Here is a 26,176-nt window from a genome sequence, read left to right as displayed (position 1 = left end):
AGACTTAATACGCTCCGAGAAGGCTGCCCCCCGCCGGTCGGAGTCATTGAGTTCGCGATTCAAGCGGGTCTTGATGCGGATCGACCGCGCCGGTGCCCCGATTTCGTTTGATCTTTACACTTGCCAACGATTTTTTCGGAGATGGATCTGCATGAATATTCTGTATCTCGATGACGAGCCTCGCATGGAATCTACGTTGCGACGGTTGGTTCAGCGCCAGGGACATGGCTTCGAGTTCTGCGCATCGATCAAGGCGTGCAAGACCGCCGTGGCCGCCAATGCGCCGGACCTCTTGTTGCTCGATCTCGGATTGGGACAGGAGAGCGGTCTCGATGTGATCGACTGGCTGGCCGATGAACAGATCCCGCTGCCGGTCGTGTTCCTGTCGGGATACGGCGACGATCTGCTCGACACCGCGCAGCGGATCGCGAAGTCGCGCGGCGTTGAAATCCGCGGCCTGGTCTCCAAAGCGTTGCTGGCGAGCGATCTGATGCCATTGCTCGATCCGCCGCCAGTCGGTCCGCCGCACAGACTTCCGAGCGCCAGCCCAGGTGCGGCCGACGCCTCGCGCATCCGGCTGGATGCCGCCATGCTGGCCGAGCGCATCGATGCCGGCGGCGTGGAGCCGGCCTTTCAACCCATCGTCTCCTTACTGGATGGGCGTCCCTGCGGGGTTGAGGTGCTGGCGCGGCTGCGCCTGGCGGACGGTTCCCTGATGAACGCCGTCGACTTCATCCCGCTGGCCGAAGCAACCGGTCTGATGACGCCGATGACGAAGGCGCTCTTGCGTCGGGTGATCGCCCTCAAGGAGCGGCTGCGGCCGTTGGATCTCAACTTTCTCGCGGTGAACCTGTCGCGGGTCACCCTTGAACGGAATGAGGTCAACGACCTGCTGCAACCGCTCGTGACCGAACTGAAGGACTGCTGTCGCGTCATCGTGGAGGTGACTGAAACCGAGGTCTGTCACGACCGGCGCTTGTTACAGACCGCCGGCGCCCAGATTCAACTGCTGGGCGCGTCGCTGGCGATCGACGATTTTGGCACCGGTTACGCTTCCCTGCGCGACCTCGCGGAGTTTCCCGTCCATACCCTGAAAATCGATACCAGCTTCGTGTCGGAGATGTTCGACTCCATGAAGGCCATGACCGTCCTGCTGGCGATCATTGGGCTCGGTCAGCGTCTTGGCCTGAAGATGATCGCCGAGGGCGTCGAGACCGAGGCCCAGCGCGACTTGCTGTTCAGCGCCGGGCTGGAATTCGCCCAAGGTTATCTGTTCGGGCGGCCCGGCGAGTTGGCGGCGATCGAGCGGATGGTCGCGGCGTCGCGCTTGAGCGCTGATGCCACCGATCCCTTCGACGCGTGCGCTCTTGAGGCTTGAGCGCTTAGCAACTGTCCATTTTCTACGTCCCGATGTCGACCGGACAGTACCGCTCAAGTCGGGAAACAGTTGATGGATACGTTCCATGTTTCACGCGGAGAGTCGGAAGGTTTTCCGGGCGCGGCGGGCACATGGGGCGGCGGATAAACGTATGGAACGGGGTGAATACCCCGTCCCGCCTCAGGTTTGGAACAGGTTATCCGCGACGATCGTTGTCGTTGTCGTTGTCGTTGTCGTTATTCGATTCGACAACGACAACGACAACGACAACGACAACGAAAGCAAGAACGAAAGCAAGAACGAAAGCAAGAACGAAAGCAAGAACGAAAGCAAGAACGAAAGCAAGAACGACGACAGCGCGACGGGGTATTCACCCCGTCGCAACGTTTTCCGTGCCGGACACGGTTTAGGTTTTCTCACGGAGGATCTTGATGACCGCCCACCATCCTGGACCTGACGTCTCGGTCAGCGCCGCGCGGCGCGCACTCTTCACGGCACTGCTCGCGGCCGTCGCGGCCGTCGTGAATGCCTTTCCGCTCTCGTTCTTCTTCGGAGTCGATCTGCTGTTTGGCTCCGTGGCCGCGCTGCTGGCGCTGGTCTGGCTCGGGTTTATCCCCGCCCTGCTGGTCGCCGCCGCAGGCGGAGCCTACACCCTGTTGCTGTGGGGTCATCCCTATGCGCTGATCATCTTCGTCGCCGAGATCGCGATCATCGGCGGGCTGCGCACGCTGGCCCGGCGGCGCGGCCGGCCAGCGCCGCCGCTGGCCGTCGCCAGCGCGGCGTTCTGGCTGCTTGTCGGCGTGCCGCTGGTGCTGTGGTTCTATCGTCTCGGACTCGGCTTGAACGGGTCGCAAACCCTGCTGATCGCCTTAAAACAACCGCTCAACGGCATTTTCAACGCGGCCCTGGCGAGCTTGATTCTGCTGCTGGTCGCGCTGGTCCGCCAACCGCGAGGCGGGGTGCCGATCGCCGATTTTCACTTTGCCACCCTGCTGGCTGGCATCCTACTGCCGGGGCTCCTGGTCGCCTTCGCCGACAACCGGCTGTTTACCGCCGAGCTGGAGACGCGGTTCGGCCAGCGGCTTCATCTCTTCGCCCACCTGGTGGCACGCGAACTCGACGCGATGCCGCCCGCCGAGTTCGCCACCACTCCGACATCCCCCGAGCTGAATGCCTTACGTCGGCTGTTCGGCGCGGATCTGCTGGAGTATGAAGAGCCGCAAGTCCGCCTGGCGCCAGCCAGCGACGTCACGCCAACCGATGGCGTGACGCGTCTGCACCTGCCCGACCATCTGACGGGACAGGGTTCGCGCATGAAACGCTATCGCGAGGCGCATTACGAACTCGCCTTGCCCCATGCCGGCGGTGCCTTGATCGTCTCGGTCAGCGCGGCCTCGCTGATCGAGCGCTCCCAGCGAGCAGTGATGGAGGCGATGCAGACGCTGACGCTCCTGACGCTGATCGCCCTGCTCGTCGCCGGGATCGGCAGCCGTCATCTGTCGCGTCTGCTGGGGCGTCTGAACGCCAGCGCAGGCGCCCTGCCGGCGGCGCTCCGCGACCGCGCGTCCTGGACCGCGCCGCCGTCCAGCCTCTTCGTCGAAACGGAACAATTGGCGACCACGCTGACCGCGATCGCCGACTCGCTGGACGCCAGCTTCCGCGCGCTCGAACGCGAGCAAGTCAATTTCCACGCCTTTTTCGACAGCATGGACGATCTGATCTTCGTGATGACGTCCGAGGGCCGGATTCTCGATGTCAACCCGGCCGTCGAACGCACGCTCGGGTACCGCGCCGAGGAACTGGCGGGGTTGTCGATCATGGCGCTCCACCCGGCAGAGCAGCGTCAGGAGTGCGAGGGGCATCTGGCCGTGCTGCGAGCGGGCAATCGCGGCACCTGCTCCCTACCCTTGTTGACCCGGGAGGGCGCTCGGATTCCGGTCTCCACGCGAGCCTGGCACGGGCAATGGAATGGCCAGGACTGTCTGTTCGGCATCGGCAAGGATCTCACCGACGAAATGGCGGTGCGCGATGAGTTGCGCGCCGAGCGCGATCTGTTCTCCGTCGGGCCGGTGTTCACCATCGTTTGGGGTGCATCGGAAAGTTGGCCGGTGCGCCAGGTCTCCAGCAACGTGGCCGATATTCTCGGCTACACGCCCGCCGAGATGATGGACGCCGCTTTCCAGTACGCGGCGTTGATCCATCCGGACGATCTGGAGCAGGTTGTCGCGGAGATCGTGGGGCACATCGACGCGCAAGGCGATGTCTTCGAACAATCCTATCGGCTCAAGCTTCGCGCCGGCGAGTACCGCTGGTTCTACGATTTCACCAAGCTGGTGCGCGACGAGCAGGGGGAGATCGTCGAGATTCGCGGTTATCTGTTCGACCAGAACGAACGCAAAGACGCCGAGATCCAACTGAAACGGCGCGTGTCGCTGGATCATCTGCTGGTCGATCTGGCCGGCGAGTTGGTCAACCTGCCGCCATCTGGACTCGATGCCTTCATCGAGCGTTCATTGGGGCGCCTTGGCCGTCATCTCGACCGCGCCTTTTGCTGTCTCATCGACGAACGGACCGACACCCTGAGCAAGACCCATGAGTGGACGGCCGCCGGCGTCTCGCCCCGGCGCGCGCACGGCCAGCGCGCGCCGCTGGCGGGTTTCCCGATCATGCTCCAGCAACTGCGCGCCAATGAGCCAGTGAGCCTGCAGAACGTGTCCGAGTTGTCCGTGGACTGGGCCGACGAATGCGCCCGGCTGGCGTCTCCGGAAACGTGCTCGCTGTTGCTGATGCCCATGATCCACGCCAATCGATTGCTTGGATTCGTCGGTCTCGAAGCGGTGCGCCTGCCGCATCGCTGGAGCAGCAACAAGCGCGAGTTTCTGCGGCTGTATTCCAATCTGCTGGTCGGCGCGCTCCTGCGCGAGCGCAACGACAGGGCATTGTGCGAGAGTCTCGCGCATTATGATCGGCTCGCGGAACAGACCCGTTCCTTCGCCTGGGAGGTCGACGCGCAAGGGCTCTATACCTATGTCAGCCCGCTGGCCGAGCCGGTACTCGGATGGCGGCCGGGCGAACTGGTCGGAACACGTCATTTTTACGATCTGGCGCCCGCCGCCGAACGCGCGACGCTCAAACGTCAGGGGCTCGATGCCTTCGCTCGGCACGCGCTGTTGTCGGATTTCGTCAATGTCGCCGAGCATCGCGATGGTCGCCGGATCTGGCTGGTTACCCACGGCCAGCCGTTTTTCGACGCGGATGGCGCACTGTTGGGCTATCGCGGCTCCGATCAGGACATCACCGAACGCCAAGAGACGCTCGCCCGGCTCGCCGCCAGCGAGCAGCGTCTGCGCACCGTCTTCGACCATGCCCCGATTGGGATCGCCATTCCGGATCGGGAACGCCGCTTCGTCTATGTCAATTATGCCTATGCACGCCTGCTGGGCCGTGATCGTGCCGAGCTGATCGGTCAGCCGATCGATCCTATGATTCATGAGGACGATCGCGCCGAGACCGATCGGCTGTTTACCGAACTCATGTCGGGCCAACGCGACAGCTATCGCATGAATCGGCGCTATCGCCGTCCCAATGGCGAGATCGTCTGGGGCGATCTGCGGGTCATGCTAATGCCGGTGGCGGAGGGCGAGCCGCCGCTGCCGGTCGGCATGGTCGAGGACATCACCGAGCGGATGGCGGTCCAGGCGGACAACCAGCGGCTTCAGCGCGAACTGGAGAGCGCTCGGGAGCGCGAGACCATCGGCCATCTCGCCAGCGGAATCGCGCACGATTTCAATAACCTGCTCGGGGTCATCGACGCCAATCTCTACTATCTGAGCGATTCGCTGAGCGGGGAGGGCGCCGACCCGGAGATCGCCGAAATCCTGGGCGAGACCCAGAGCGCGCTCGGTCATGCCAAGATCATCACGGCGGGAATGCTCTCCTTGAGCCGGGCCGGCGGGATTCCCCGAGAACGGGTCGCGCTGAGTCAGGTCTTCGAAGAACTGACCGCGATCCTGAGGCAGTTGCTGCCGAGTATCCTCGATGTGCGGATTTGGACCGAGGATGGGCTGTTCGCGTCCAGCAATGGCGCCTTCCTGCAGGCGGCCCTGCTCAATTTGGTGCTCAACGCCCGCGACGCCATGCCCGATGGCGGCCAATTGTCGCTGGAAGCCTGCCGGGTGAACGCGGCGCCAGCCTTGCCTCAGCGTCTAGGCGAGGCGCTGAGCGGCGCGCATCTCGAAATCCGCGTCAGCGATACCGGCCACGGCATGCGCCCCGAGACCCTGGAACGCATCTTCGAGCCGCTGTTTTCGACCAAGGCCAAGCAGCGCGGTCACGGACTCGGGTTGTTCATGGTGCAGGAATTCGTCACCCGTACCGGCGCCGCGCTCGCGGTCGCTTCGCGCTTGGGCGAGGGGAGCGAATTCCGCTTGTGGTTGCCCATCGACGCCAGCGCGCCCGCCGCGCCTCTGGAGTTAAACCACAGGCCGCCCATGATCAGCGTCGGCGCCATGCCGCGGATCCTGCTGGTCGAGGATGATCCACGGGTACGCGAAGCGGTCGGTCGCCTGCTGACCGCGAACGGCATCCGTTTTGCCGCCGCCGAACATGGCGCCGCCGGTCTGGAGCGTTTGCGGCAAGAGCCGGACTTCGACCTGGTGCTGTCGGATATCGCCATGCCGGTGCTCGATGGGATCGACCTGTTCCGAACCCTCGCGCGCGAACGCCCTGACTTGCCGGTCATTTTGATGACTGGCCAGGATCTCAAGCCCCATCGTCTGGACACCGATGAACGACGGCCGCTGATCCTGCCAAAACCACTGGATCCCGACCGGCTCATGCGCGTGATCGGCGAGGTGTTTCGCGATCATTCCGCCGCCGCGCGGGATGCCGCCTGAGATCCGTTAAACCAATGAAATGCAGAGCATACCGTGTGCGGCGAAGTTGGAATTTAGAAGAATAAACGATGGCAAAAATCGTAAACTCATTGTTAATCGTCGACGACGATCCGCACCAGTTGCTGGCCACGCGCATCATCATGCAGCGCTTCGGTTTCGAGGTGATGACCGCCGCCGATGGCACCTCGGGGCTGGAGCGGGCGAAGCAAGACCGGCCGGATCTCATCATCTGCGATATGCAGATGCCACACATGAACGGCATGCAGTTACGCGCGCTCTTGGCCGACAATCCGCGGACCGCCGATATTCCCTTCATCTTCGTGACCGCCCGCACCTATGAGATCGACAAACTCGCCGGCCTGTCCAAGGGCGCGGACGATGACATTACCAAGCCGTATCATCCGCAGGATCTCAACGAGCGGGTGCGGGCGGTGTTGCGCCGCCATGAAGCCGGCCGCCGTCAGGGTTCGATCGAGGCGGCTGAAAAGACCGAACCAGCGGGCACGCGATGACTGACCCTTGCCGGAGCGAACCACCGATGATCGAGAATACCGAGTACCGGCATGAAAAGGAGAAACTCGAACAGGAGCAGCGCGAGTTGGTCGCCCATCTGCTGGGCGCGATTCCCGATCTGGTCTGGCTGAGAGCGGTCCCGACGGAGACGATCGACCACCCGCGGCCGGGCGCGGCGTCGGCACGCACTGACGGTTTGATCGCGACCCTGCTGGATGCCATTCCCGATCTGGTGTTTTTCAAGGATCTCCAGGGCGTCTATCTCGGCTGTAATGCGATGTTCGCCGAATTTGTCGGGCGTCCGCGCGCGGAGATCCTGGGGAAAACCGATGTCGACCTGTTCGAGCCTGACATCGCGGAGGCTTTTCGGGGTTTTGACCAACGCATGCTGGAAATGCTGGAACCCTCCCGCAACGAGGAGTGGGTCACCTTTCCCGATGGCCGCCGACAACTGCTGGATACCCTGAAAACCCCTTACTGGGCTGACGATGGCAAGTTGGCCGGGCTGCTCGGCATCAGCCGCGACATCACTGATCGCTGGCGCGCGGAAGAACAACTGCGCGAGAGCGAGGCGAACTTCCGCGCCTTTTTCGAGAGCATCGACGACCTGATCTTCGTGACCACGCCGATGGGCCGGATTCGCTATCTCAACCCGTCCGCCGAACGCACGCTGGGTTATCGCGTCGAGGATCTGACGGGACTCTCGCTGCTGGATCTCCATCCCGCGGAGCGACGCCAGGAGGCGCGGGACATCCTGGCCGCGCTGCTGGCCGGTCAGCGCGACACTTGCCCGCTGCCGTTGGTGACTCGGGATGGCCGGCTGATTCCGGTCGAGAGCCGAATCTGGCACGGTCAATGGGATGGCCTGGATTGCATCTTTGGCGTCAGCAAGGATTTGACCGCCGAAACGGCGGCGCGCGATGAACTGGACCGCTATTTCTCATCCAGTCTCGATTTGCTTTGCATCGCCCAGACCGATGGCCAGTTTCTGCGCCTGAACCCCGAATGGGAGCGGGTGCTGGGGTATCCCATCGCGGAGCTGGAAGGCAGGTTTTTCATTGATCTCGTCCATCCCGACGACCGCGAACGCACGCTGAAGGCGCTCTCGACGCTGGATGATCAGCAGGAGGTGTCGAGCTTCGAGAACCGTTATCGCTGCAAGGACGGTTCCTACCGCTGGATCGAATGGCGCTCCCGACCCTTTGGGACACGGATTTACGCGGTTGCCCGCGACGTCACCGAGCGCAAGCACGCGGCGGAGGCGCTGCGCGAAACCAACCGCCAGCTTCAGGACGCCAACGCCCGCGCCAACGCGCTGGCGCTTCAGGCGCAGACGGCGAGCGCCGCCAAAAGCGAATTCCTGGCCAACATGAGCCACGAGATCCGCACCCCGATGAACGGGGTGATCGGGATGACCGGGCTGCTGCTCGATACCGAGCTGAGCGAGGAGCAGCAACGCTACGCCGAGACCATCCGCGCCAGCGGCGAGGCGCTGCTGGGTCTGATCAACGACATCCTGGATTTCTCCAAGATCGAGGCGGGCAAGCTGGATCTGGACATCCTGGACTTCGATTTGTCCGGCCTGCTCGACGACTTCGCCGCCAGCCTGGTTCAGCGGGCCTACGAGAAGGGTCTGGAGTTTCTCTGCGCCATCGAACCGGGGGTGCCCACGCGGCTGCGTGGCGATCCTGGGCGGCTGCGGCAGATCCTCACCAATCTGGTGGGGAACGCCGTCAAATTCACCGCGGCCGGCGAGGTCGCGATCCGTGTCGCGCTGGAAACCGACACCGGGGACGCGGTCCTGCTGCGCTTCGAGGTGCGCGATACCGGGATCGGGATTCCGCCCGACAAGCTCGGGCTGCTCTTCAATAAATTCAGTCAGGTCGATGCCTCCACCACGCGCCAGTATGGCGGCACCGGGCTCGGCCTGGCCATCTCCAGACAATTGGCCGAACTCATGGGAGGGACGATCGGCGTCGCGAGCGAGGACGGCCACGGCTCGTCGTTCTGGTTTACCGTGCGCCTGGAGAAGCAGGCCGAGGGGAACGAGCCCTACACTGGCCCACTCGACGCTTTTGATGGCGTGCGTGCGCTGATCGTGGATGACAATGCGAGCAATCGTGACATCCTGAGCGCCCGATTGCGGTTCTGGGGGATGCGCCCGGACGCGGTTGCGGATGGCCAGTCGGCCCTGCGGATGCTGGAGCGGGGGCTCGCCGAGACGGATCCCTACCGCGTGGCGCTGATCGACCTGGAGATGCCTGGCATGAACGGCGACGCCTTGGGCCGTGCCATTCGCACCGATGCGCGGCTGTCCGAGCTGCGGATGGTGATTCTGCCCTCGCTGGCCCTGCGGGGCGATCCCCGCAGCTTTGCCGCCGACGGTTTCGCGGCCTATCTGCCCAAGCCGGTGCGGCAGCAGGAACTCTGGGAGCTGCTGTCGGTACTGCTGCACGTCGGTCCCGAGCGGAACGCTCCGCCGGGCATCCTGACCCGTCATGCCTTGCGGGAGTCGTTACAGAAGACCGACGCGCCGCGCTTCGCGGAGACGAAGGCGCGCATCCTGTTGGCCGAGGACAATCGCATCAACCAGCAATTGGCCCTGGGCATCCTCAAAAAATTTGGTCTACGGGCCGATGCCGTGGCCGATGGCGCGGAAGCCCTGGTCGCCCTGGCGAGCATTCCCTATGATCTGGTGCTGATGGACGTGCAGATGCCGGTGATGGATGGACTGGAGGCATCGCGCCGCATCCGCGATCCGGGCAGCGCCGTCCTCGATCATGCCGTTCCCATCATCGCCATGACCGCCAATGCCATGCAGGGCGACCGCGAGCAATGTCTGGCGGCGGGGATGAGCGATTATGTCGCCAAGCCGGTGCGACCGGGTGCGTTGGCCGAGGCGCTGGTAAAATGGCTCGGAAACGTGGAGGCCGGGACGTGAACCGCGTCCGGCAATCGCCCCCGAGCGTCTCGATCACCGATTCAGGCAGGAACAGGCATCATGTTGGAAACCGATAAAAAAGTATTGTTGATCGACGATGATCCGCATCAGTTGTTCGCCGCGAGCCTGATCGTCAAACGCTTCGGGTTTGAGGTGGTGACGGCCGGCGACGGCGCGTCGGGGCTTGAACTGGCGAGGACCGAGCGGCCGGATATCATCGTCTGCGATATTATGATGCCCGGTCAAAATGGCTTTATGTTGAAGGCCTTACTTGCCAAGGATCCGCTCACCGCCGAGATTCCCTTTATCTTTCTCACCGCTCGCACGCTTCAGGCCGACAAGCTCGCCGCGCTCGAACATGGCGTGGATGACTACCTGACCAAGCCTTTTCATCCCGAGGAACTGATCGGGCGAATTCGTGCGGTGCTGCGCCGCTATGACGCGGGTCGCCGCCAGGGGCGAACCGAAGCCCCATGAGCGACCGTACTGCCATGAAAAGCCAATTGCAAAATCGCGCAGTGCAGGGATGATGCGTCCCGCAGGGATCGCAACAGCGGAGGGAAGAGCGGGTGTCGCCAGCGAAAGGCTTTTCAGTGGTAGACGCCAGCCGGCGAAGTTACCCGATGGCCGGAAAACCGGATCACTCCATGCCGCCAGAGCGGAATATGACGTAGCACACGGAAAGGGGCAAGCAACAGCCGTTCTTGCCCCTCGCCCGGCTTGGGCTCCACCGCTACCGGCAATTTTGCAATGGGCTCATCAGACGAAGATTTCATGTCGTCATCGACCGGGAGCAGCACTGCGTCGTTGACGATCAGGACGTTGGTATATCCGCCGGAAGCCGCGCGCCGTCCTCGTCCAGCATCATTCGATGAAATTCCTTTCCAGTATTTCACCGCGTGTCGATGAACTCCCGCTCCTCGCCATCGAGCACCAGACAGCACAGCCGTCCGGTGGCAAAAGCCCCGGTATCGATGCCGATTCTGTTGTTTCTGACATCAGGCTCATCGCAGATCTGATGACCATGGACGACGAAATACGGGTGGGGTTTCGTGAATGTCAGAAAATCCTTCCGGATCCAAAGCAAGTCCTGTGCGGATTGATCCTGGATCGGGATGCCGGGTCGAATGCCGGCATGAACGAAAAGGTAATCCCCCAGCAGTCGATACGTCTCCAGTCGATCGAGAAAAGCGAGATGATGGTCCGGCATGCTGACAGTCAATTCATGCGCCATCTGTCGCAAGGCTTGTCGTGTGTCGGCGTGACCGGAAGCAACGCCATAGGAGCTTAGTGTTGCCAGGCCGCCATAATCGAGCCAGTTGGAATAGACTTCCGGTTCTCGCATGAACCCCAACAAGGAGTATTCGTGATTCCCTCGGAGATGAATGGAGGTGAAGCCCGGGAGTGGGCGCGTGCTCAGTTGTTCCAAGACCTCACGGCTGTTGGGTCCGCGATCAACGTAGTCGCCGAGATAGACGACAACCTTTTCCGGTTGGGGATAGCCCGCCGCATCCGCCAGAATCCTGTCCTGCAAGGTAAGCAGTAGGTCATGTCGTCCATGGATGTCGCCGATCGCGTAGACCCGTACACCTTCTGGCGTGCGCGGAAGTGTCGGAAGCGCTGCGCGGTGCGTGCGCTTTTCCTTGAAGATCGCTAGCATAAGGCGGTCGATTCTACCTTGTTATCCTTCGGTGTATGTGGCCATGCCCGAGCGTTGGTTCGATACTCGTCGAAACAGTCGATCCATTGTAGAGGAGGCCGTCACATCCGGCACCCATCGATGATGCTTTCGGATCATGACCACCACCACAAACCCCTCTTCTTTTAGGGCGAGATCTTCCTTCCCGTATGAAACCGCCTGGCAGTAGTGAGACATGAGACTCGAAAAGATCAGGCTGGCCGGATTCAAGTCATTCGTCGATCCCACGACGGTCTCGTTCCCAAGCAATCTGGTGGGCGTCGTGGGGCCGAACGGCTGCGGCAAGTCCAACGTGATCGATGCCGTGCGCTGGGTGATGGGCGAAAGCTCGGCCAAGATGCTGCGCGGCGAGTCGATGGCCGATGTCATCTTCAACGGCAGTACCGGGCGCAAGCCGGTGGGCGTGGCCAGCATCGAATTGGTGTTCGACAACAGCGATGGCGGCGTCGGCGGCGAGTACGCGGCCTTCAATCAGATCGCCGTCAAGCGCCAGGTCTCGCGCGACGGTCAGTCCGGCTATTTTCTGAACGGCTCGCGCTGCCGGCGGCGCGATATTCAGGATCTGTTTCTCGGCACCGGTCTGGGGCCGCGCTCCTACGCCATCATCGAGCAGGGGATGATCACGCGGATCATCGAGTCGCGCCCGGAGGATCTGCGGCTCTTTCTGGAGGAGGCGGCGGGGATTTCCAAGTACAAGGAGCGGCGGCGCGAGACCGAGACCCGTATCCGTCACACCCGCGAGAATCTGGACCGACTCGACGATCTGCGCGAGGAGGTGGGCAAGCAACTTCAGCATCTGGAACGTCAGGCCGCCACCGCCGAGAAATACACCCAGCTTCGGGCTGACGAGCGGCGTCTGGAGCTGGAGTTGAAGGCGCTGCGCTGGCGCGCGCTGGACGCGGAGATTGCGCGCCAGGAGCGTCTGCTGGCCGAGGCGGAAAACGCCACCGAGTCCGGGATCGCGCGACAGCGTCGCCTGGAGGCGGATATCGAGGCGCTGCGTGAGGATCAGAACGCCGCTTCGGACAGCTTCAACGAGGTTCAGGGGCGTTTCTATGCCGTGGGCGCGGAGATCGCGCGGGCCGAGCAGGCGATCCAGTTCGCTAACGAGGCGCGCGGTCGACGGGAGGCCGAATTGGTCCGGCTGGAACAGGAATTGTACGAGGCCGAACGTCATCTGGAGCGCGACCAGACGCGCCTGACCGAGATCGCGGGCGAGCTGGCGCGCGACGAGCCCGAATGGCAGGCGGCCGAACAGGCGCTGGGCGAGGCTGTTGGGGTCTTGATGACCGCCGAGGATCAACTCAAGGTTTGGGAGTCCGAGTGGGACGCGTTCAATCAGGCGGCGGCCCGCCCGGCCCAGCAGGCGCAGGTCGAGCGGGCGAGTATCAATGCGCTGGAGCAGCGCGTCGGGCGTGATCGGGAGCGTCTGCGCCGCATTGAGGAGGAGGCCGCGCGTCTGGAGGCGGGCGATGTCGCGACGCGGATCGAAGATCTGACCGAGCGGGAATTGGGGCTTGAGGAGCGGATCGGCGAGATCGAGTCGCATCAACAGGGGTGCGCCGAGGATCTGGAAAGTCGGGAGTCGGCGCTGCGTCAACTGGCCGACGAACTCGACCGGCTGCGCACGGGGCTTCAGGAGTCGCGGGGACGCCTGGCCTCGCTGAGCGCCTTGCAGGAGGCGGCGCTCGCCGACCGGGATGGCGAGCGCGCCGCGTGGCTCGCGCGTCAGGGGCTCGCGGAGGCGCCCCGTCTGGTCGATCATCTGGAGGTCGACGCCGGCTGGGAAACCGCGTTGGAGACCGTGCTTGGCGACGCGCTGCGGGCGGTGGGAACGACCGGACTGGATCGGCATGGCGCGGCGGACGAGCCGCTGCTGCCGGGGTTGGTGCTGTTGGATACCACGCCGGTCATGGAGGAAAGGGGCAAGGGGCAAGTGGCAAGGGACAAGGAGGAAGGGATAAGGGAGCCCGGCTTAGAGGAAGCCGCAGCCGCGCGGTCGGGCGATCCGGTCGATACGCTGGCGTCCAGGGTCCGCGCGCCCTGGTCGCTCGCCAGTCTGCTGGGGGGCGTGCGGGTTGCCGAGGGACTCGCGGACGCGCTCGATGCGCGCGAGACTCTGGGGCCGGGCGAGCGTCTGATCACCCGTGAGGGCGTACAGGTCGGTCGCAACTGGTTGGGCGCGCCGGCGACCGAGGACGGCGGCGGCGTGCTGGCGCGGGCGGATGCCGTCAAATCGCTGCGGAGCGAGATTGCCGACCTGCTGGCGGGGGAGTCGGCCCTGTTGGCGGACGCGGAGCAGTTGCGCGCGGCGCGGGCCGAGGCGGAGCAGTCGCGTCTTGCCATGGATCAGCAACGCACGGCGCTGGAACGTGAATTATCCAGTCTGCGGGCCGAACTCAGCAGCGCGCGCACCCGTCGCGAGCATCAGCAGGAACGTCTGCGGGCGCTGGCCGACGAACGGCTGGAACTCGATCGGCAGACCGCCGACGCCATCGCCGAGATGGAAGAGACGCGCGAGCGTCTTCACGAACACCTGACCGAGATGGATGCGCTGGCCGAGCGGCGCGACTCCATGGTGCAAGAGCGCGACCGTTTGCGCTCGGCGGTCGCCCAGGGGCGCGAGCGCGAGCGCGCCTGCCGCGATCGGAGCCAGGGGCTGCGGGTCAGCGTCGAATCCAACCGGGCCGCGCGGGCGGCGACCCAGCAGAGTCTGACACGCGCCGACGAGCAGCAGACCCAACTGCGCGAGCGGCGCGACGAGTTGCAGGATGCGCTGGAGGAAGATGTCGAACCGCTGCTCGAACAACGCGAACGGCTCGACGAACATCTGGCGTTGCGGGTCGAGGTCGAACAGGCGCTCGGCGATGCCCGCAACCGGCGCGAGTCGCTCGATGCCGAGGTGCGCGGGCTGGAGCAGGAACGTCTGCGGGTGGAGCAGGGGGTTCACGCGAATCAGCGCGGCCTGGATGCCCTGCGGCTCGAACGTCAGGAGCGACTGGTGCGGCGGCGGACCCTGGAGGAACAGCTTGCCGAGTCGGACGCCGTCCCGGCGGCGGTGCTGGAGTCCATGGACGACGCGGCGCGCGCCGCGAGCGCGGCCGAGGACGGCGAGGCGGTGTGGCAGGAGGAACTGTCCAAGGTCGGCGCGCGCATCCAGCGCCTGGGCGCCATCAATCTGGCCGCGATCGACGAATTCAAGGAGCAGTCGCAGCGCAAGGCGTATCTGGATGCTCAGCATGAAGATATTACGCGCTCGCTGGAGACGCTGGAGCAGGCGATTCGCAAGATCGACCGGGAGACGCGCCACCGTTTCAAGGAAACCTATGACCGGGTCGATCAGGGATTCAGGGAGATTTTCCCGCGTCTCTTTGGCGGCGGACAAGCCTATCTGACACTCACCGATGAGGATCTTTTAGAGACCGGGGTCAGTGTCATGGCGCGGCCGCCGGGCAAGCGCAATTCGACCATTCATCTGCTTTCCGGCGGCGAAAAGGCGCTGACCGCGGTCGCCCTGGTGTTCGCCATTTTCCAGCTCAATCCGGCGCCCTTCTGCATGCTCGACGAGGTGGACGCGCCGCTGGACGATGCTAACGTGGTGCGCTTTTGCGAGCTGGTCCGTGCCATGTCGGAGCAAGTTCAGTTCATCTTCATCAGCCATAACAAGGTGACGATGGAGATTGCCGACCATTTGCTGGGGGTCACCATGCACGAGCCGGGCGTCTCGCGGCTGGTCTCGGTGGACGTGGACGAGGCGGTCCGTCTGGCGGCGGTTTCCTGAATGGGCGTCATTTCGGCGACCAACGCCTGATTGCTGTCGGGTAGAGTGTTCCGTCGAAGGGCTTCAGATTCCAGCCGCCGTGCGCGAGGCTGGCGTTTCATGGTGCGGTCTCCGTGGAAAGATGGGGAGACGCACCGTTCTCGTGGGGAGTGCGCTCTCCCCTTGGGGTTGGATGGCGATGGGTAACGGGCGAGTTGAGGAGAAGCTGCTCGGCGATCCTGAACAGCTCAGTTTTCAGATCGGCGATGTCGTTGATGCAATGGTCTTCGATGCCGCCGCTTGCAAACCACCGGGAATCGCGGCGATGCGCTCGGCAATCGCGTTGAGCCAAGGACGATCCCCGCGTCGCTCCGCCACGCGCAGACGCAGGCGCCCAGAGGCCTTGTGGACGCGCCGAACCTTTGGGGTCATGTCACCGATCCGGACCTCGAGCCGGCCTCGACCACCTCTTCAGCCTGACTGGCCGCCGCGCGCAACCGCTCTTCCACGAGTTCGTCTTGTACTTCGGCGACCAGATCGTCCATCATTTCGCCCAGATCGACGGCGGCCTCGCGACTCTTCTCATAGGCCACGACTGGAGCGCCCCGCACGGCGAGGGGCTCCGGTCCTTGCTCCAGATCCTCGCCCTCTGCAACGAAGCCGGTGTCGAGGGCGAGGGTCAGCTTACCGGCTCGCCCACCGAGCAGGCGTTGTTCGATCTCGTGCGTCGCTGCGGCCTGGATCCGGACGAGGTTCGCCGCGCCCACCCGTTCCTGGAGATGCATCAGCGGGCCGAGGGGCGCCCATTGCTCAGCACGCTTCATCATGGGGCCGACGAGCAACGACTGGTCGCCGTCAAGGGCAGTCCGGGCGCGCTGCTCGAACGGTGCGATTGGCTGCTGGAACCGGGTCGCGCCCTCGCCAAGGCGGATCGGGACGCCATCCTCTCGCTCAACGAGCAACTCTCCGGGATCCAGGAAGCATAGGTCGTGGCGGCGCTCCGTCAAGCCCTCGCGTGGTGCCGTCTGGGCACGCCGACGATCTCGACGCACCACTGAAGGCCGAGGTCCAGGAACACCGGATCTCAAGGCGCCCATGGTCCGGATCGGTTTCCCCGGTGTCTGCATCGGAGATGCGCGAACGGACCAGCGACGGTGGTCGTGAAGAAATCCTCGACGCCCTTTCGCGAAGCGCTTGGGGGATCGCCGCGATCTCATGGGATGTCTCCGCCGTGGTTTCCTGCCCAAGCACCAATCGGTTACGCGCCGCGCAGATGCTGACCGAGATCGCTCAGGGAAAATGAGAATCCGCCGACGCGTGCCCCTCAGGCGCCTGGTGGTGCCCCGGCGGATCGGGCCGCAGCCAGGCGCGCCAGCACATGAGCGCGGTTTTCCACGGCCTCCGCCGGTGGAACCTCGAAGACTTTGAAGGCCGCTGGCAGGGCCATCGCCAGGGCGTTCAACGCCTGGTAATCGTCCCAGGCGCCGGTGAAGCCGTCGGCTCCGGTCAGTCCCTTGCGCTCGGCGGCGAGAAAGGAGAGGTGATCGTCGTTCAGTCCGGCATTGGCGTGCAGATGGCAGTGGATACGCCGCCCCTCCAGGTCCAACTCCGTGAGAAACCCGAGCCAGTCCTGCAGCCCCTCGGTCGACCAAATCTTCGCGTGGCCGAGATCGAAGCAGAAGTGGGTCGCCCCGAGCCCCACGGCAGCCGTCTCCTGGAAGAAGCGTCGGTAGAAGTCGAGGCCGTGGTAGGTATTCTCGATGTGCAGCGCGAGACCGATGCCCCGGCATCGCTCGGTGGCGAACGCGAGCCCGGTCATGAGCCGCTCCAGAACCTCGCCCTGGCGCTCCGGCCTGGGCGTCATGGGGTACGACGAGACATGGGTAATCACATAGCGTGCTCCAAGGCCCGCCGCCAGCTCGAGCTGAGCGCACAGCGCCTCGCCGTTCGCCTCCAGGCCATACAGGCTCAGACGCCGGTGGTCCAGATGGGCCATGATCGGCAGACTGGACCCAGGCAGGCACTCCCGCAGCAGCGAGAGGGCCTGCGCCTCGCCGAAATAGAGCCCCACCTCCAGGGGACAGTCCAGAGCCAGCGCCTGCCTCACCACCGGCTCGATCTCCCCGCGATCGCGCTCGACGATCTTGAATCCGAAGGTCTTCATGGTCACCCAAGTGCTGCCGCGGGATCGCCCCGCTGGGTGCGATTATGCCGGATCGACATGACCGTTTGGGGCGCCCCCAGCGGCGGATCCACCGGCACGCCGATGGCATGCCATCAGTGTTGACCGCATCCGCCGTCTGGCGGTGGGATAGTGCAGCAGGTTGCTCAGCGTGACGCGGTTGGGCCGCCGCCAGTGCAGCAGTCCGGTTTGCGGGCCACTGATCACTCGATCAGGCAGCGCGAGCGGATGATCGACTAGATCAGTGGAGGTCGGTGAGTCATGGTGTCGGTTGGCGGCGAGCATTATCGGGCGTTCGGATTGCTCTCGCCTGCCGGGCGAGTGTCGTCTCGGGCGCCTGCGCGAGCATCTCGCGGTCTGGAAGAAACAAGGCGGCCGCCGCCGCGGGCGCCGAGGGAAAATAGAGGTGCAGATAGCTCGCGCGCAGCGTGCCGTGGCGGTAGAAGGGCTCGCCCGCCCGCCCGTCGCTCTGGCGTTGACCGGATGCGACCGGCTCGACAGGGGTCTCCATGGTCGAGTGGTGAAAGCTATGCCCTCGCAGACAACCCGGCGGCAGGTCGAACGACTGCATGCCGAGACCGGCCAGACGCTGACGCATCTGGCCGTGGCCAGGGAGCAGGCCCGCCATCTCCGCCGTGTGTCCCGCTTTGTCGGTGAGCCGGTCGAGCAGATAGAGCATGCCGCCGCACTCGGCATAGAGCGGACGGCCCGCGGCGAGATGCCGGGCGAGCGCGTTCTTGATCTCGGCGTTGGCCGCCAGGGCGTGCAGATGGAGTTCGGGATAACCGCCGGGGAGATAGATGGCGTCGGCGCTGACATCGGGGTCGGCGAGCGGCGAGAAGAAGCTCAGCTCGGCGCCCAATGCCTCCAGAAGACGCAGGTTGTCTTCGTAAAGAAAGGAGAAGGCGGCGTCGCGCGCGATCGCGATGCGTCGTCCGGCGAGCGGCCTGGACAGGACCGGCCACTCGGCGGGCGGCGCGAACCGGACCGGCGCGGGCAGCTCTGCCAGGGCGGTGTCGCCGATCCGATCCGCGATCAGGTCGAGACGCGACTCCAGGTCGACGATCTCCGACGCCTGAACCAACCCCAGATGCCGGCTCGGCAGCTCGGCCTCGGCCAGTCGCGGCATAGCCCCCAGGTAGCGCAGCCCCGGCGGCAATCCGCCCCGGATCATCGCTTCGTGACGCGGACTCGCGACCCGATTCGCCAGGATGCCGGCGAAGCTCAGGGCCGGACGATAGGTTGCCAGGCCAAGCGCGAGCGCGCCGAAGGTCTGGCCCATGCCGCGCGCGTCGATCAGGGCCGCGACCGGAATCCCGAAGGTCTCGGCCAGATCCGCCCCGCTCGGCAGGCCGTCGAACAACCCCATCGCGCCCTCGACCAGGATCAGATCCGCCTCGCCGGCAGCCTCCCAGAGCTTGCGGCGGCAGTCGGATTCACCGACCATCCAGAGATCGAGCGGCCCGACCGTCGCCGCGCTGGCCCGGCTCAGGATCATGGGGTCGAGGAAGTCCGGTCCGGTTTTGAACACCCGCACCCGTCGCCCGAGGCGGTGGTGATGGCGCGCCAGACCGGCGACCAGGGTCGTCTTGCCCTGTCCCGACGCGGAGGCGGTCAGGAAGAGTGCCGGACACTGGCGCGGGGCGGGATCGGACAGGGGCGGTTGTAGCTCTGACATGGGCATGGGTCGACGAATGGCTGATCAAGAGATTGTTGAAAGACTGAAGATTGCCATCGGTCTGGGCTGTCGGCGCGGGATTTCGCTGACGGCTCTGGAGTCCGCGATCGCCGATGCCTTGCGGCCACTCGGCGAGGTCGAGGTGTGTTGCATCGCCAGTCATGCCGGCAAGGCCGAGGAGGTGGCGCTCCTGGCGCTGGCCCGCATACGCGGCTGGCCGCTGCGGCTCTTTCCGGCCGAGACCCTGGCCGCAGTCCAGGTTCCGAACCCCTCGTCCCGCACGGCGAACGCGGTCGGTACGCCCGGCGTCGCCGAGGCCGCCGCTCTGCTCGCAGCCGGCGGTCGGGAACTGCTGGTGGCTAAGCAAATCCATCGCGGTGCCGATGGCCTGGGCGTGACAGTGGCCATCGCGCGCATGAGCCCCAGAAGAAAGATCAAGTAGTGCCCTTCTTCCATCCTGTGAGCAGGATGCTGACCGTGGCCACATGGACTCCCGCCAGGAAATTGCGGGCCAGCTTGTCATCGCGGGTGGCAATCGCTCTGAATGGCTTGAGCGTCATACGCCTTGTCGGCCAGTCACGCCTCGGCGTCCAAGCCGGGCAGCAAGCGATCGGCGCCGACCAGGTCAGAGGCCTGCCAGCCGCTCAAGGCATGCCGGCACGGTCGCGATACAACACGGCTTCAACAAACAGCCGATCATCGCGTGCGGTCGCCCCAACGTAACCCGGACGCCCCGGCAGGAGGTTCTTGATCCGCTCCAGAGCGTCGATGGCCTGTCCGTGGAAGTTCAGCTCGGTGGTGTCCCGCGCGCACAGCACCACCGGCCGGGCCGCCAGGCGTGCGCGCGCGCACTGGCGATGCGGCTCTCCAGGATGTCCATCCACTCGAACGTCTCCTCTCACTCGGAAACGGGTGTGCATGTGTTGCTGATCGCTAACGATTGGCCGCATAAATGTATCGGAAAGCGACAGGAAAAAATGCTCCCCTTCCCGACCTCGCTGGCGATCCACAGACGCGCATCGTGCCGATTCAGAACATGCTTGACAATCGCAAGACCCAGCCCGGTTCCGCCGGAATCGCGCGAGCGGGCGCAATCGACGCGATAAAACCGCTCGGTGAGACGCGGCAGATGTTCCTGGGCAATCCCAGGTCCATCGTCCTCGACCGCAAATAGCGCCCCCTCGACGTCATGACGCCAGCAAATCGAAATCCGGCTGCCTGGCGGCGTATGCCTGACGGCGTTGAAGATGAGATTCGAGAAGGCGCTGCGCAACTCCGGCCGATGACCGATCAGGAATAAATCATCCTCGATCCGGGTCTCGAACTGGTGCTGGCCATTACTGAGTGCCTGCGCCTCCTGCAGGATCAGATGCAGTTCGTCCGGCACATCGACAACCGTCTGCGCTTCGGGGCTGTCGTGCATCTCCAGCCGCGAGAGGGTGAGCAGATCCTCAATGATCGAGCGCATGCGCTCGGTCTGATTGAACATCAGCGAGAGCGGCCGGCGATGGTTGTTGGGCGTGATCGGCGCCTCGATCAACGGCTCCAGGAAACCGGCGATGACGGTCAGGGGCGTGCGCAACTCATGCGAAGCATTGGCCACGAAATCGCGGCGGATCATGTTCAGATGGTAGATCTTGGTGATGTCGCGCCCAACCACCAAACGCTGCTTCTTACGCTCGCCGAAGGGCGTGATTCGCAGCGAGAGCATGATGGCGCGATTGTGCGCCGGCGCAATGTCCAGAGGGCGCATGTAGTCGCCCGCCTCGATAAACTGCTCAAGATCCGGGTTCGTCAGGAGTTCCGTGAAGCGACGCTCGTCATCCTCGGGCCAATGGATATTCATGAGCTTGGCCGCCGCCGGATTCGCCCAGTCGACGCGAAGTTGTTTATCGAGGATGACCAGCGCATCGGGCACGGCGTTGGCAGCCTCGCGAAAACGCCTTGAGAAACGAATTTGCCGCTTGCGGCTCTTGCGCCCACGCTGTTGATAACGGGCGATGCTGCGATAGAGATCGCCCCATAGCCCGCGCGGAAAGGGGGGAACCAGCCGATGATGACGGCGGATCAGAATCGCAAGCCGGGTCAGGTGGTAGAAATGGCGCAGAACATACGGAAGGAGGACAAGCGGCCAGACCCACGCAAGACTCGCACCGAACAGCCAAAGCCCGCCGCCAATGCCGACCGGCACCAGCAGGAGACCCAGCTCGAAGAGCAGGGTGCGGTGCGCGGACGCCCCCCGCTCGACCAACAAGGCGCTCAAACCGCTCAAGATTTATCCGAAAACCGGTAGCCGACGCCGCGCACCGTTTGCAGCAGACGATCATGGCCAGAGATCTCCAGCGCCTTGCGTAGGCGGCGAACATGCACATCCACAGTGCGCTCCTCCACGTAGACTTGATCGCCCCAGACCTGATCGAGCAACTGCGAGCGGCTGAAGGCACGATCGGCATGGGTCATGAAAAAATGCAGCAGGCGATATTCGGTTGGCGCAACCTCGACCGCGCGTCCGTCCACGCTGACCCGGTGACTGATATGATCGATGCACAGACCGCCGATCTCGATCTCGTCGGCCAGTTCGCCGGGCCGGGTCCGGCGTAGCACTGCCTTGACGCGGGCGACCATTTCGCGCGGCGAGAACGGCTTGGCGATATAGTCGTCGGCGCCCGTATCCAGCCCCTTGACACGATCCTCCTCCTCGCCGCGGGCGCTGATCATGATGATCGGCAGGCTCCGCGTTTTGGGGTTTTGTTTAAGCTGCTGAGCGAGTTCCAGACCGGAGCGTCCGGGCAGCATCCAGTCGAGCAGGATCAGATCCGGGCTTTCGTTGGAGAGCAGTTTACGGGCATCGTCCGCATGACCAGCCTCAATGACTCGGAACTGTGCGTTTTCCAGTGCGAAACGGATCACCTCGCGGATATCCGGTTCATCGTCGACGACAAGAATGGTTGCCATAGCCATGGGTCCTGAAGGGAGACTGAGCGCCGCGTTCGGGGCGCCGAGAGAGAACCGTCATCCGCGCCGTGGCAGCGTCAATCGAAGCCGCCCGTCACAAACCGATCCGGAGCTAGTTTATTGACGTCTGGTTACGGTCGGATGACCGTGTCGACCGCCGCCAGCATCGGACGCGATCCGCGGGCCGCCAAGGGATCGCCGACCGGCGCTTCAAACCTCGACCTGGAGGCGGTGGTCGGCGATGATGATCCCTGAAACCGCGTCCATGACGACCTTTATCGGTTCATGCGAGTTCGCGTCGTTGCACAAACTCCGCATCGCCGGCCAAACGCGGTTTACTATCGGGCCAAACATCATGAGGAACTGTCGATGAGCGAAGGCCAAGTCCTGAAACGCGAACCAATCTATCAAGGTCGAGTGATCGAGATTGCCCTTGAGACCGTGGAACTCCCCAACGGCGATCAGGTTGAACTGGAGATCGTACATCATCCGGGAGGGGCCGCCGCCGTGGCATTGGATGACCAGGACCGGGTCTGTCTGCTGCGTCAGTTCCGTCACGCCAGTCAGGGTTGGCTGTGGGAGCTTCCGGCGGGACGGATCGATCCGGGGGAATCGCCCTTTGACACGGTCAGCCGCGAACTCCTGGAGGAGGCGGGACTGCTGGCCGCGGACTGGACAAAGCTCGGTTTGATGCACAGTTCTCCTGGCATCTTCACCGAGGTGATTCATCTCTGGCTCGCGCGCGGGCTCACCACTCAACCGCCGGCCCACGAGCCTGGCGAGGTGATCGAGATCCATTGGCTGCCGCTGGGTCAGGCGCTGGACTGGTGTCACGATGGCACCATCACCGACAGCAAAACCCTGATCGGACTTTATCGCGCCGGCGCATTCATCAAGAACACGATCGACATGTTATCGGAAGAATCTGGCTGCTGATGGTTGCGTTGATTGCCTACCCATGGTGGTGTCGCCATCCGCCCAACCCGTCCGCCACCATCCGACCGGCGGCGATGGCGTTCATGGCCGCGTTGTAGAGGCAAGGCAACGCCTTGTCTCTACGCCATCACTACCAGCCGTACCGCATCCAGGCGCAGATCCGTCCGGGTCAGTGCCTGTCCAAGCCGGTCGCGCCGTGTGCGCAAACGCTCGATCTCGTCCGCGCGTACCGTTGGATTGACCCGCGCCAGGGCGGTCAGGCGTTCCAGTTCCGCGCCGAGCAAGACCTGCATGCGCGCCAGCGCATCCGTCTCCAGCGCCCCGAGCGCCTCGTGCGCCAACTCCTCGCCACGCTTGAGCAGGGTGGCGAGACGGGACGCCTGAGACTGGACCACCGACCGGGCGAGCTTGAGATTCTGGGTCAGACACTCGCCCTGCAAGGCATCGTGCGCGATCTCACCGGCCCGATCCCTGCCCTCCGCGTCCAGCAGCAAACGCACCACCGTCGGCGGCAGAAAACGCCCGACCTGCAAGTCGGGCGGCGCCGGACACTCGGCCACGTAGAGCATCTCCAGCAGGAGCGTCGGCGACTTGCCATGCCCGTCGCGCACCAGGGTCATGGCGGCGGCGCCCAGATCCGAGGCGGTCAGCAATTCCATGGTCGCGCGCGCCATGGGGTGTTCCCAGGTCAGGAATTCGCGATCCTCGTGGGCGAGGGCATCGGCGCGCGCGAAGGTCGCCGTGAGCCCCTCTTCCGGCAGACAGGGATAGGTTTCGTGCAGCATGTGAAGACCGGGACGCACCACCGCAGAACCGCCGGGGCCGGGCTCATGCTCGACTCCGAAGGCGTCCCAGAAGCGCCGCAGATACTCGGCGGCATCCCCGCTTGCGTCCACCGACTCGATGGCTTCCACCAGCGCGGCGGAGAGGGCGGGGCGATGCGAATGCAGTTCCAGCAGACGATCCCGCCCGGCGGATAGATCCGCGTTGATCCGGGCGGTGAGACGACGGGCCTCTTCGAGCAGCGCATCGGTCCCCGCCGGCTCCTCCAGCGCGGCCAGGAGCGACGCGCGCCGTTGGGCGAAGACGGCCGGCGCGGCCGGGCAGATGGTGTCGAAGGCACCCAATCCCTCGGCGTACCAGCGAAACAGCACCTCGCCGGGGCCGCCGGTCAGCACCGGGACATGGATACGGATGGTCTCGGTCTGACCGATGCGGTCGAGTCGACCGATGCGCTGTTCCAGTAGATCCGGTTCCAGGGGCAGATCGAACAGCACCAGATGATGCACGAACTGAAAATTCCGCCCCTCGCTGCCGATCTCGGAGCACAGCAGAATTTGGGTGCCATCCTCGGCGGCGGCGAAATAGGCCGCGGCCCGATCGCGCTCGACGATCTCCATGCCTTCGTGGAAGATCGCCGCGTGGATGCCGGCGCGTCGCAGCAGCGCCTCGCGCAGCTCCAGCACGGTCCGGGCGTGGGCGCAGATGAGCAGCATCTTGGCCGGACGCCGCGCGCGCAGGGTGGCGACCAGCCAGTCGATGCGCGGATCGAACTCGACCCAGTCGGCGCCGCGCGCGTGCTCGGGCGTGAGTCGCGTCACGGCATCCGCCGTCAGCGCGCGATAGGCGTCCGGCTCGGGCAGGGAATACGACAACAGCCGGCGTTCCGGAAAACCACGGATGGCGGCGCGGGTGTTGCGGAACAGCACCCGACCGGTGCCGTGCCGGTCCACCAACTGTTCGATGAGCGCCTCCCGGCTCAGTCCGTCGAGATCGCCTGGCAACGCGCGCAACAGCATCCGGTCGGCTTCGCTCAGGTCCGCGCCATCCAGCAGCCGCGCGGCCAGATCGGCGACCGGCGCATAGCGCGCTTCCTCGTCCAGGAACGCCGCATCATCGTGAAAGCGCGCCGGATCGAGCAGACGCAGACGCCCGAAATGACCGGCCCGCCCCAACTGCTCGGGGGTGGCGGTCAACAGCAGCACGCCGGGCGTGCGCGCGGCCAGGGAGGCGACCAGCGCGTATTCCGGGCTGGCGCCCGACTCGGACCAGGTCAGATGATGGGCCTCGTCGACCACCAGCAGATCCCACTGCCCGTCCAGCACGGCGCGCCCCGCGTCCGGCCGCGAGACCAGCAGATCCAGACTACAGAGCACCTGTTGCTCGGCCTGAAAGGGATTGGATTCGGCGATGGCCTCGAAACGCGCGCGGTCGAACAGCGCGAAACGCAGATTGAACCGCCGCCGCATCTCCACCAGCCACTGATGCAGCAGCGGCTCGGGCGTGACGATCAAAACCCGCCGCGCCCGTCCGGTGAGCAGCATCCGGTGCAGGATCAGCCCGGCTTCGATGGTCTTGCCGAGTCCCACCTCGTCAGCCAGCAGCACACGCGGCGCATCGCGCCCGGCCACCTCCGCCGCGAGCGCGAGCTGATGCGGAATCAGGGCGACCCGCGCGCCGAGCAGACCCAGGATCGGCGAATCGGCCTCCCGCATCCCCTGCAACCAAGTCCGGTAGCGCAGCGTGAACCATTGATCGCCGTCGAACCGGGCGGACAGCAGACGCTGCCGGGGCCGGTTGAGATGCAGACGATCATCCAGCTCGGACTCCGGGAGTACGCGGACGCTTCCGTCCGGCGTCTCGCAGCGATAGATGAGCAGACCGTCGCGCAACCGGGTCTCCAACACCCGGAGCGCCTGTCCGGCGCGATCGCGGATCCGCTCGCCGGGGGCCAGTTCGACCCGCGCCAGCGGGGCCTCGCGCATCGCGTACAGACGAGTTTCGCCCGTCGCCGGATAGGCCATCCGAACGTGGCGACCATCGACCGCCTCGACCAGGCCAAGGCCCAGTTCGCCTTGGGTTTCGCTCAGCCAGCGTTGGCCGGGGAGAAATTCACACACTGTCAACATGACAATGTGCAATATCGGATCGTGATTGGCTCAGGCATCGGGATCGATACGGGACAGGGGATTCATGAAGCAACCTCCAGGCATCGGGGATCCGCCGATACGCCACGTTAAAAACCGACCGTCGCTGACGAAGGCCTCATCGCAACGCCGCTCCGGCTGACAGCGTTTCGCTCCGGCACGACCGTGATTGAAAACAGTATACGATGCATCGATCCACCGAGCGCAACTCAACCCGCCGATTGCGAGAGCCAGTCCTGAATCGTCGCCCGAGCGAGCGTGAGATCGGCGAGATTGTGCATCTGCATCTTCTTCAAAAACGTCTGAAGACGC

General features: G+C 64.5%; 21 protein-coding genes. 10 read left to right on the top strand and 11 right to left on the bottom strand.

Going from position 1 to position 26,176, the window contains the following annotated elements:
- Positions 1-151 precede the first annotated feature (151 nt).
- From CCR95_RS09085 to CCR95_RS09060, 6 genes are all read left to right on the top strand, one after another.
- The gene (locus tag CCR95_RS09085) at positions 152-1,378 is read left to right on the top strand and encodes an EAL domain-containing response regulator (RefSeq protein ID WP_201093702.1); all 1,227 of its coding nucleotides are present in this window, start codon (positions 152-154) and stop codon (positions 1,376-1,378) included.
- Between the two features lie 85 nt (positions 1,379-1,463).
- Positions 1,464-1,835 carry a hypothetical protein gene (locus CCR95_RS09080; protein WP_201093700.1) on the top strand — a complete coding sequence of 124 codons (372 nt, stop codon included), beginning with the start codon at positions 1,464-1,466 and terminating at the stop codon, positions 1,833-1,835.
- Positions 1,810-6,273, top strand: a complete 4,464-nt coding sequence (locus tag CCR95_RS09075) for a PAS domain S-box protein (protein ID WP_201093699.1) — start codon at positions 1,810-1,812, stop codon at positions 6,271-6,273. The genes CCR95_RS09080 and CCR95_RS09075 overlap by 26 nt, the downstream gene beginning before the upstream one ends.
- Positions 6,274-6,341: 68 nt before the next feature.
- The gene (locus CCR95_RS09070) at positions 6,342-6,785 is read left to right on the top strand and encodes a response regulator transcription factor (protein WP_201093698.1); all 444 of its coding nucleotides are present in this window, start codon (positions 6,342-6,344) and stop codon (positions 6,783-6,785) included.
- Between the two features lie 26 nt (positions 6,786-6,811).
- A complete protein-coding gene (locus CCR95_RS09065) occupies positions 6,812-9,727 on the top strand; it encodes a PAS domain S-box protein (protein WP_201093697.1) in 2,916 nt (971 codons plus the stop codon).
- Positions 9,728-9,790: 63 nt separating this feature from the next.
- Positions 9,791-10,204 carry a response regulator transcription factor gene (locus CCR95_RS09060; protein WP_201093696.1) on the top strand — a complete coding sequence of 138 codons (414 nt, stop codon included), beginning with the start codon at positions 9,791-9,793 and terminating at the stop codon, positions 10,202-10,204.
- Between the two features lie 113 nt (positions 10,205-10,317).
- On the opposite strand, the gene CCR95_RS09055 is transcribed toward CCR95_RS09060, so the two are convergent.
- Together CCR95_RS09055 and CCR95_RS09050 are read right to left on the bottom strand one after the other, a co-directional pair.
- Entirely contained in the window at positions 10,318-10,623 is a 306-nt protein-coding gene (locus CCR95_RS09055) for a hypothetical protein (RefSeq protein ID WP_201093695.1), read from the bottom strand.
- Positions 10,620-11,387, bottom strand: coding sequence for a metallophosphoesterase family protein (locus CCR95_RS09050; RefSeq protein WP_201093694.1), 768 nt, complete (start codon positions 11,385-11,387; stop codon positions 10,620-10,622). Before CCR95_RS09050 ends, CCR95_RS09055 begins: the two co-directional genes overlap by 4 nt.
- Before the next feature lie 214 nt (positions 11,388-11,601).
- Between CCR95_RS09050 and smc the strand changes: the two genes are divergently transcribed.
- Positions 11,602-15,207 (top strand): chromosome segregation protein SMC, encoded by a 3,606-nt coding sequence (gene smc, locus CCR95_RS09045; RefSeq protein WP_201093693.1) that lies wholly within the window; start codon positions 11,602-11,604, stop codon positions 15,205-15,207.
- A gap of 234 nt (positions 15,208-15,441) precedes the next feature.
- Here smc and CCR95_RS09040 read toward each other — a convergent pair whose 3' ends face one another.
- On the bottom strand, positions 15,442-15,618 hold the full coding sequence (locus tag CCR95_RS09040; protein ID WP_201093690.1) for a hypothetical protein: 177 nt from the start codon (positions 15,616-15,618) through the stop codon (positions 15,442-15,444).
- Positions 15,615-15,797, bottom strand: a complete 183-nt coding sequence (locus CCR95_RS09035) for a DUF5132 domain-containing protein (RefSeq protein ID WP_201093688.1) — start codon at positions 15,795-15,797, stop codon at positions 15,615-15,617. The genes CCR95_RS09040 and CCR95_RS09035 overlap by 4 nt, the downstream gene beginning before the upstream one ends.
- Positions 15,798-15,815: 18 nt before the next feature.
- On the opposite strand from CCR95_RS09035, the gene CCR95_RS09030 reads away from it, so the two are divergent.
- On the top strand, positions 15,816-16,172 hold the full coding sequence (locus CCR95_RS09030; RefSeq protein ID WP_201093685.1) for a hypothetical protein: 357 nt from the start codon (positions 15,816-15,818) through the stop codon (positions 16,170-16,172).
- Between the two features lie 338 nt (positions 16,173-16,510).
- Here the strand turns inward: CCR95_RS09030 and CCR95_RS09025 are convergent, their stop codons facing one another.
- Both CCR95_RS09025 and CCR95_RS09020 read right to left on the bottom strand, forming a co-directional pair.
- Positions 16,511-17,350 carry a TIM barrel protein gene (locus CCR95_RS09025; RefSeq protein WP_201093683.1) on the bottom strand — a complete coding sequence of 280 codons (840 nt, stop codon included), beginning with the start codon at positions 17,348-17,350 and terminating at the stop codon, positions 16,511-16,513.
- A 277-nt stretch (positions 17,351-17,627) separates the two neighbouring features.
- Positions 17,628-19,046: a cobyrinic acid a,c-diamide synthase CobB gene (locus CCR95_RS09020; RefSeq protein ID WP_201093682.1), complete on the bottom strand. Its 1,419-nt coding sequence runs from the start codon at positions 19,044-19,046 to the stop codon at positions 17,628-17,630.
- 16 nt (positions 19,047-19,062) lie between these two features.
- On the opposite strand from CCR95_RS09020, the gene CCR95_RS09015 reads away from it, so the two are divergent.
- Positions 19,063-19,488 (top strand): cobalamin biosynthesis protein, encoded by a 426-nt coding sequence (locus CCR95_RS09015; protein ID WP_201093681.1) that lies wholly within the window; start codon positions 19,063-19,065, stop codon positions 19,486-19,488.
- Here the strand turns inward: CCR95_RS09015 and CCR95_RS25820 are convergent.
- From CCR95_RS25820 to phoB, 4 genes are all read right to left on the bottom strand, one after another.
- On the bottom strand, positions 19,481-19,606 hold the full coding sequence (locus CCR95_RS25820) for a hypothetical protein (protein ID WP_276570244.1): 126 nt from the start codon (positions 19,604-19,606) through the stop codon (positions 19,481-19,483). The two genes, CCR95_RS09015 and CCR95_RS25820, sit on opposite strands and share 8 nt — an antisense overlap.
- A gap of 84 nt (positions 19,607-19,690) precedes the next feature.
- The gene (locus tag CCR95_RS09010; RefSeq protein WP_201093801.1) at positions 19,691-19,930 is read right to left on the bottom strand and encodes a hypothetical protein; all 240 of its coding nucleotides are present in this window, start codon (positions 19,928-19,930) and stop codon (positions 19,691-19,693) included.
- Between the two features lie 14 nt (positions 19,931-19,944).
- Positions 19,945-21,318 (bottom strand): phosphate regulon sensor histidine kinase PhoR, encoded by a 1,374-nt coding sequence (gene phoR, locus CCR95_RS09005; protein WP_242523139.1) that lies wholly within the window; start codon positions 21,316-21,318, stop codon positions 19,945-19,947.
- On the bottom strand, positions 21,315-22,001 hold the full coding sequence (phoB, locus tag CCR95_RS09000) for a phosphate regulon transcriptional regulator PhoB (protein ID WP_201093680.1): 687 nt from the start codon (positions 21,999-22,001) through the stop codon (positions 21,315-21,317). The genes phoR and phoB overlap by 4 nt, the downstream gene beginning before the upstream one ends.
- Before the next feature lie 369 nt (positions 22,002-22,370).
- Here phoB and CCR95_RS08995 point away from each other — a divergent pair, with 369 nt between their 5' ends.
- The gene (locus CCR95_RS08995) at positions 22,371-22,937 is read left to right on the top strand and encodes an NUDIX hydrolase (RefSeq protein ID WP_201093679.1); all 567 of its coding nucleotides are present in this window, start codon (positions 22,371-22,373) and stop codon (positions 22,935-22,937) included.
- A gap of 119 nt (positions 22,938-23,056) precedes the next feature.
- Here the strand turns inward: CCR95_RS08995 and rapA are convergent, their stop codons facing one another.
- Positions 23,057-25,846: an RNA polymerase-associated protein RapA gene (gene rapA / locus CCR95_RS08990; protein WP_201093678.1), complete on the bottom strand. Its 2,790-nt coding sequence runs from the start codon at positions 25,844-25,846 to the stop codon at positions 23,057-23,059.
- Between the last annotated feature and the right edge of the window lie 330 nt (positions 25,847-26,176).

Source organism: Thiocystis minor, from assembly GCF_016653465.1.
In the GTDB taxonomy this organism is placed as follows: domain Bacteria; phylum Pseudomonadota; class Gammaproteobacteria; order Chromatiales; family Chromatiaceae; genus Chromatium; species Chromatium minus.
This window is presented reverse-complemented; position numbering and strand designations above follow the sequence as displayed.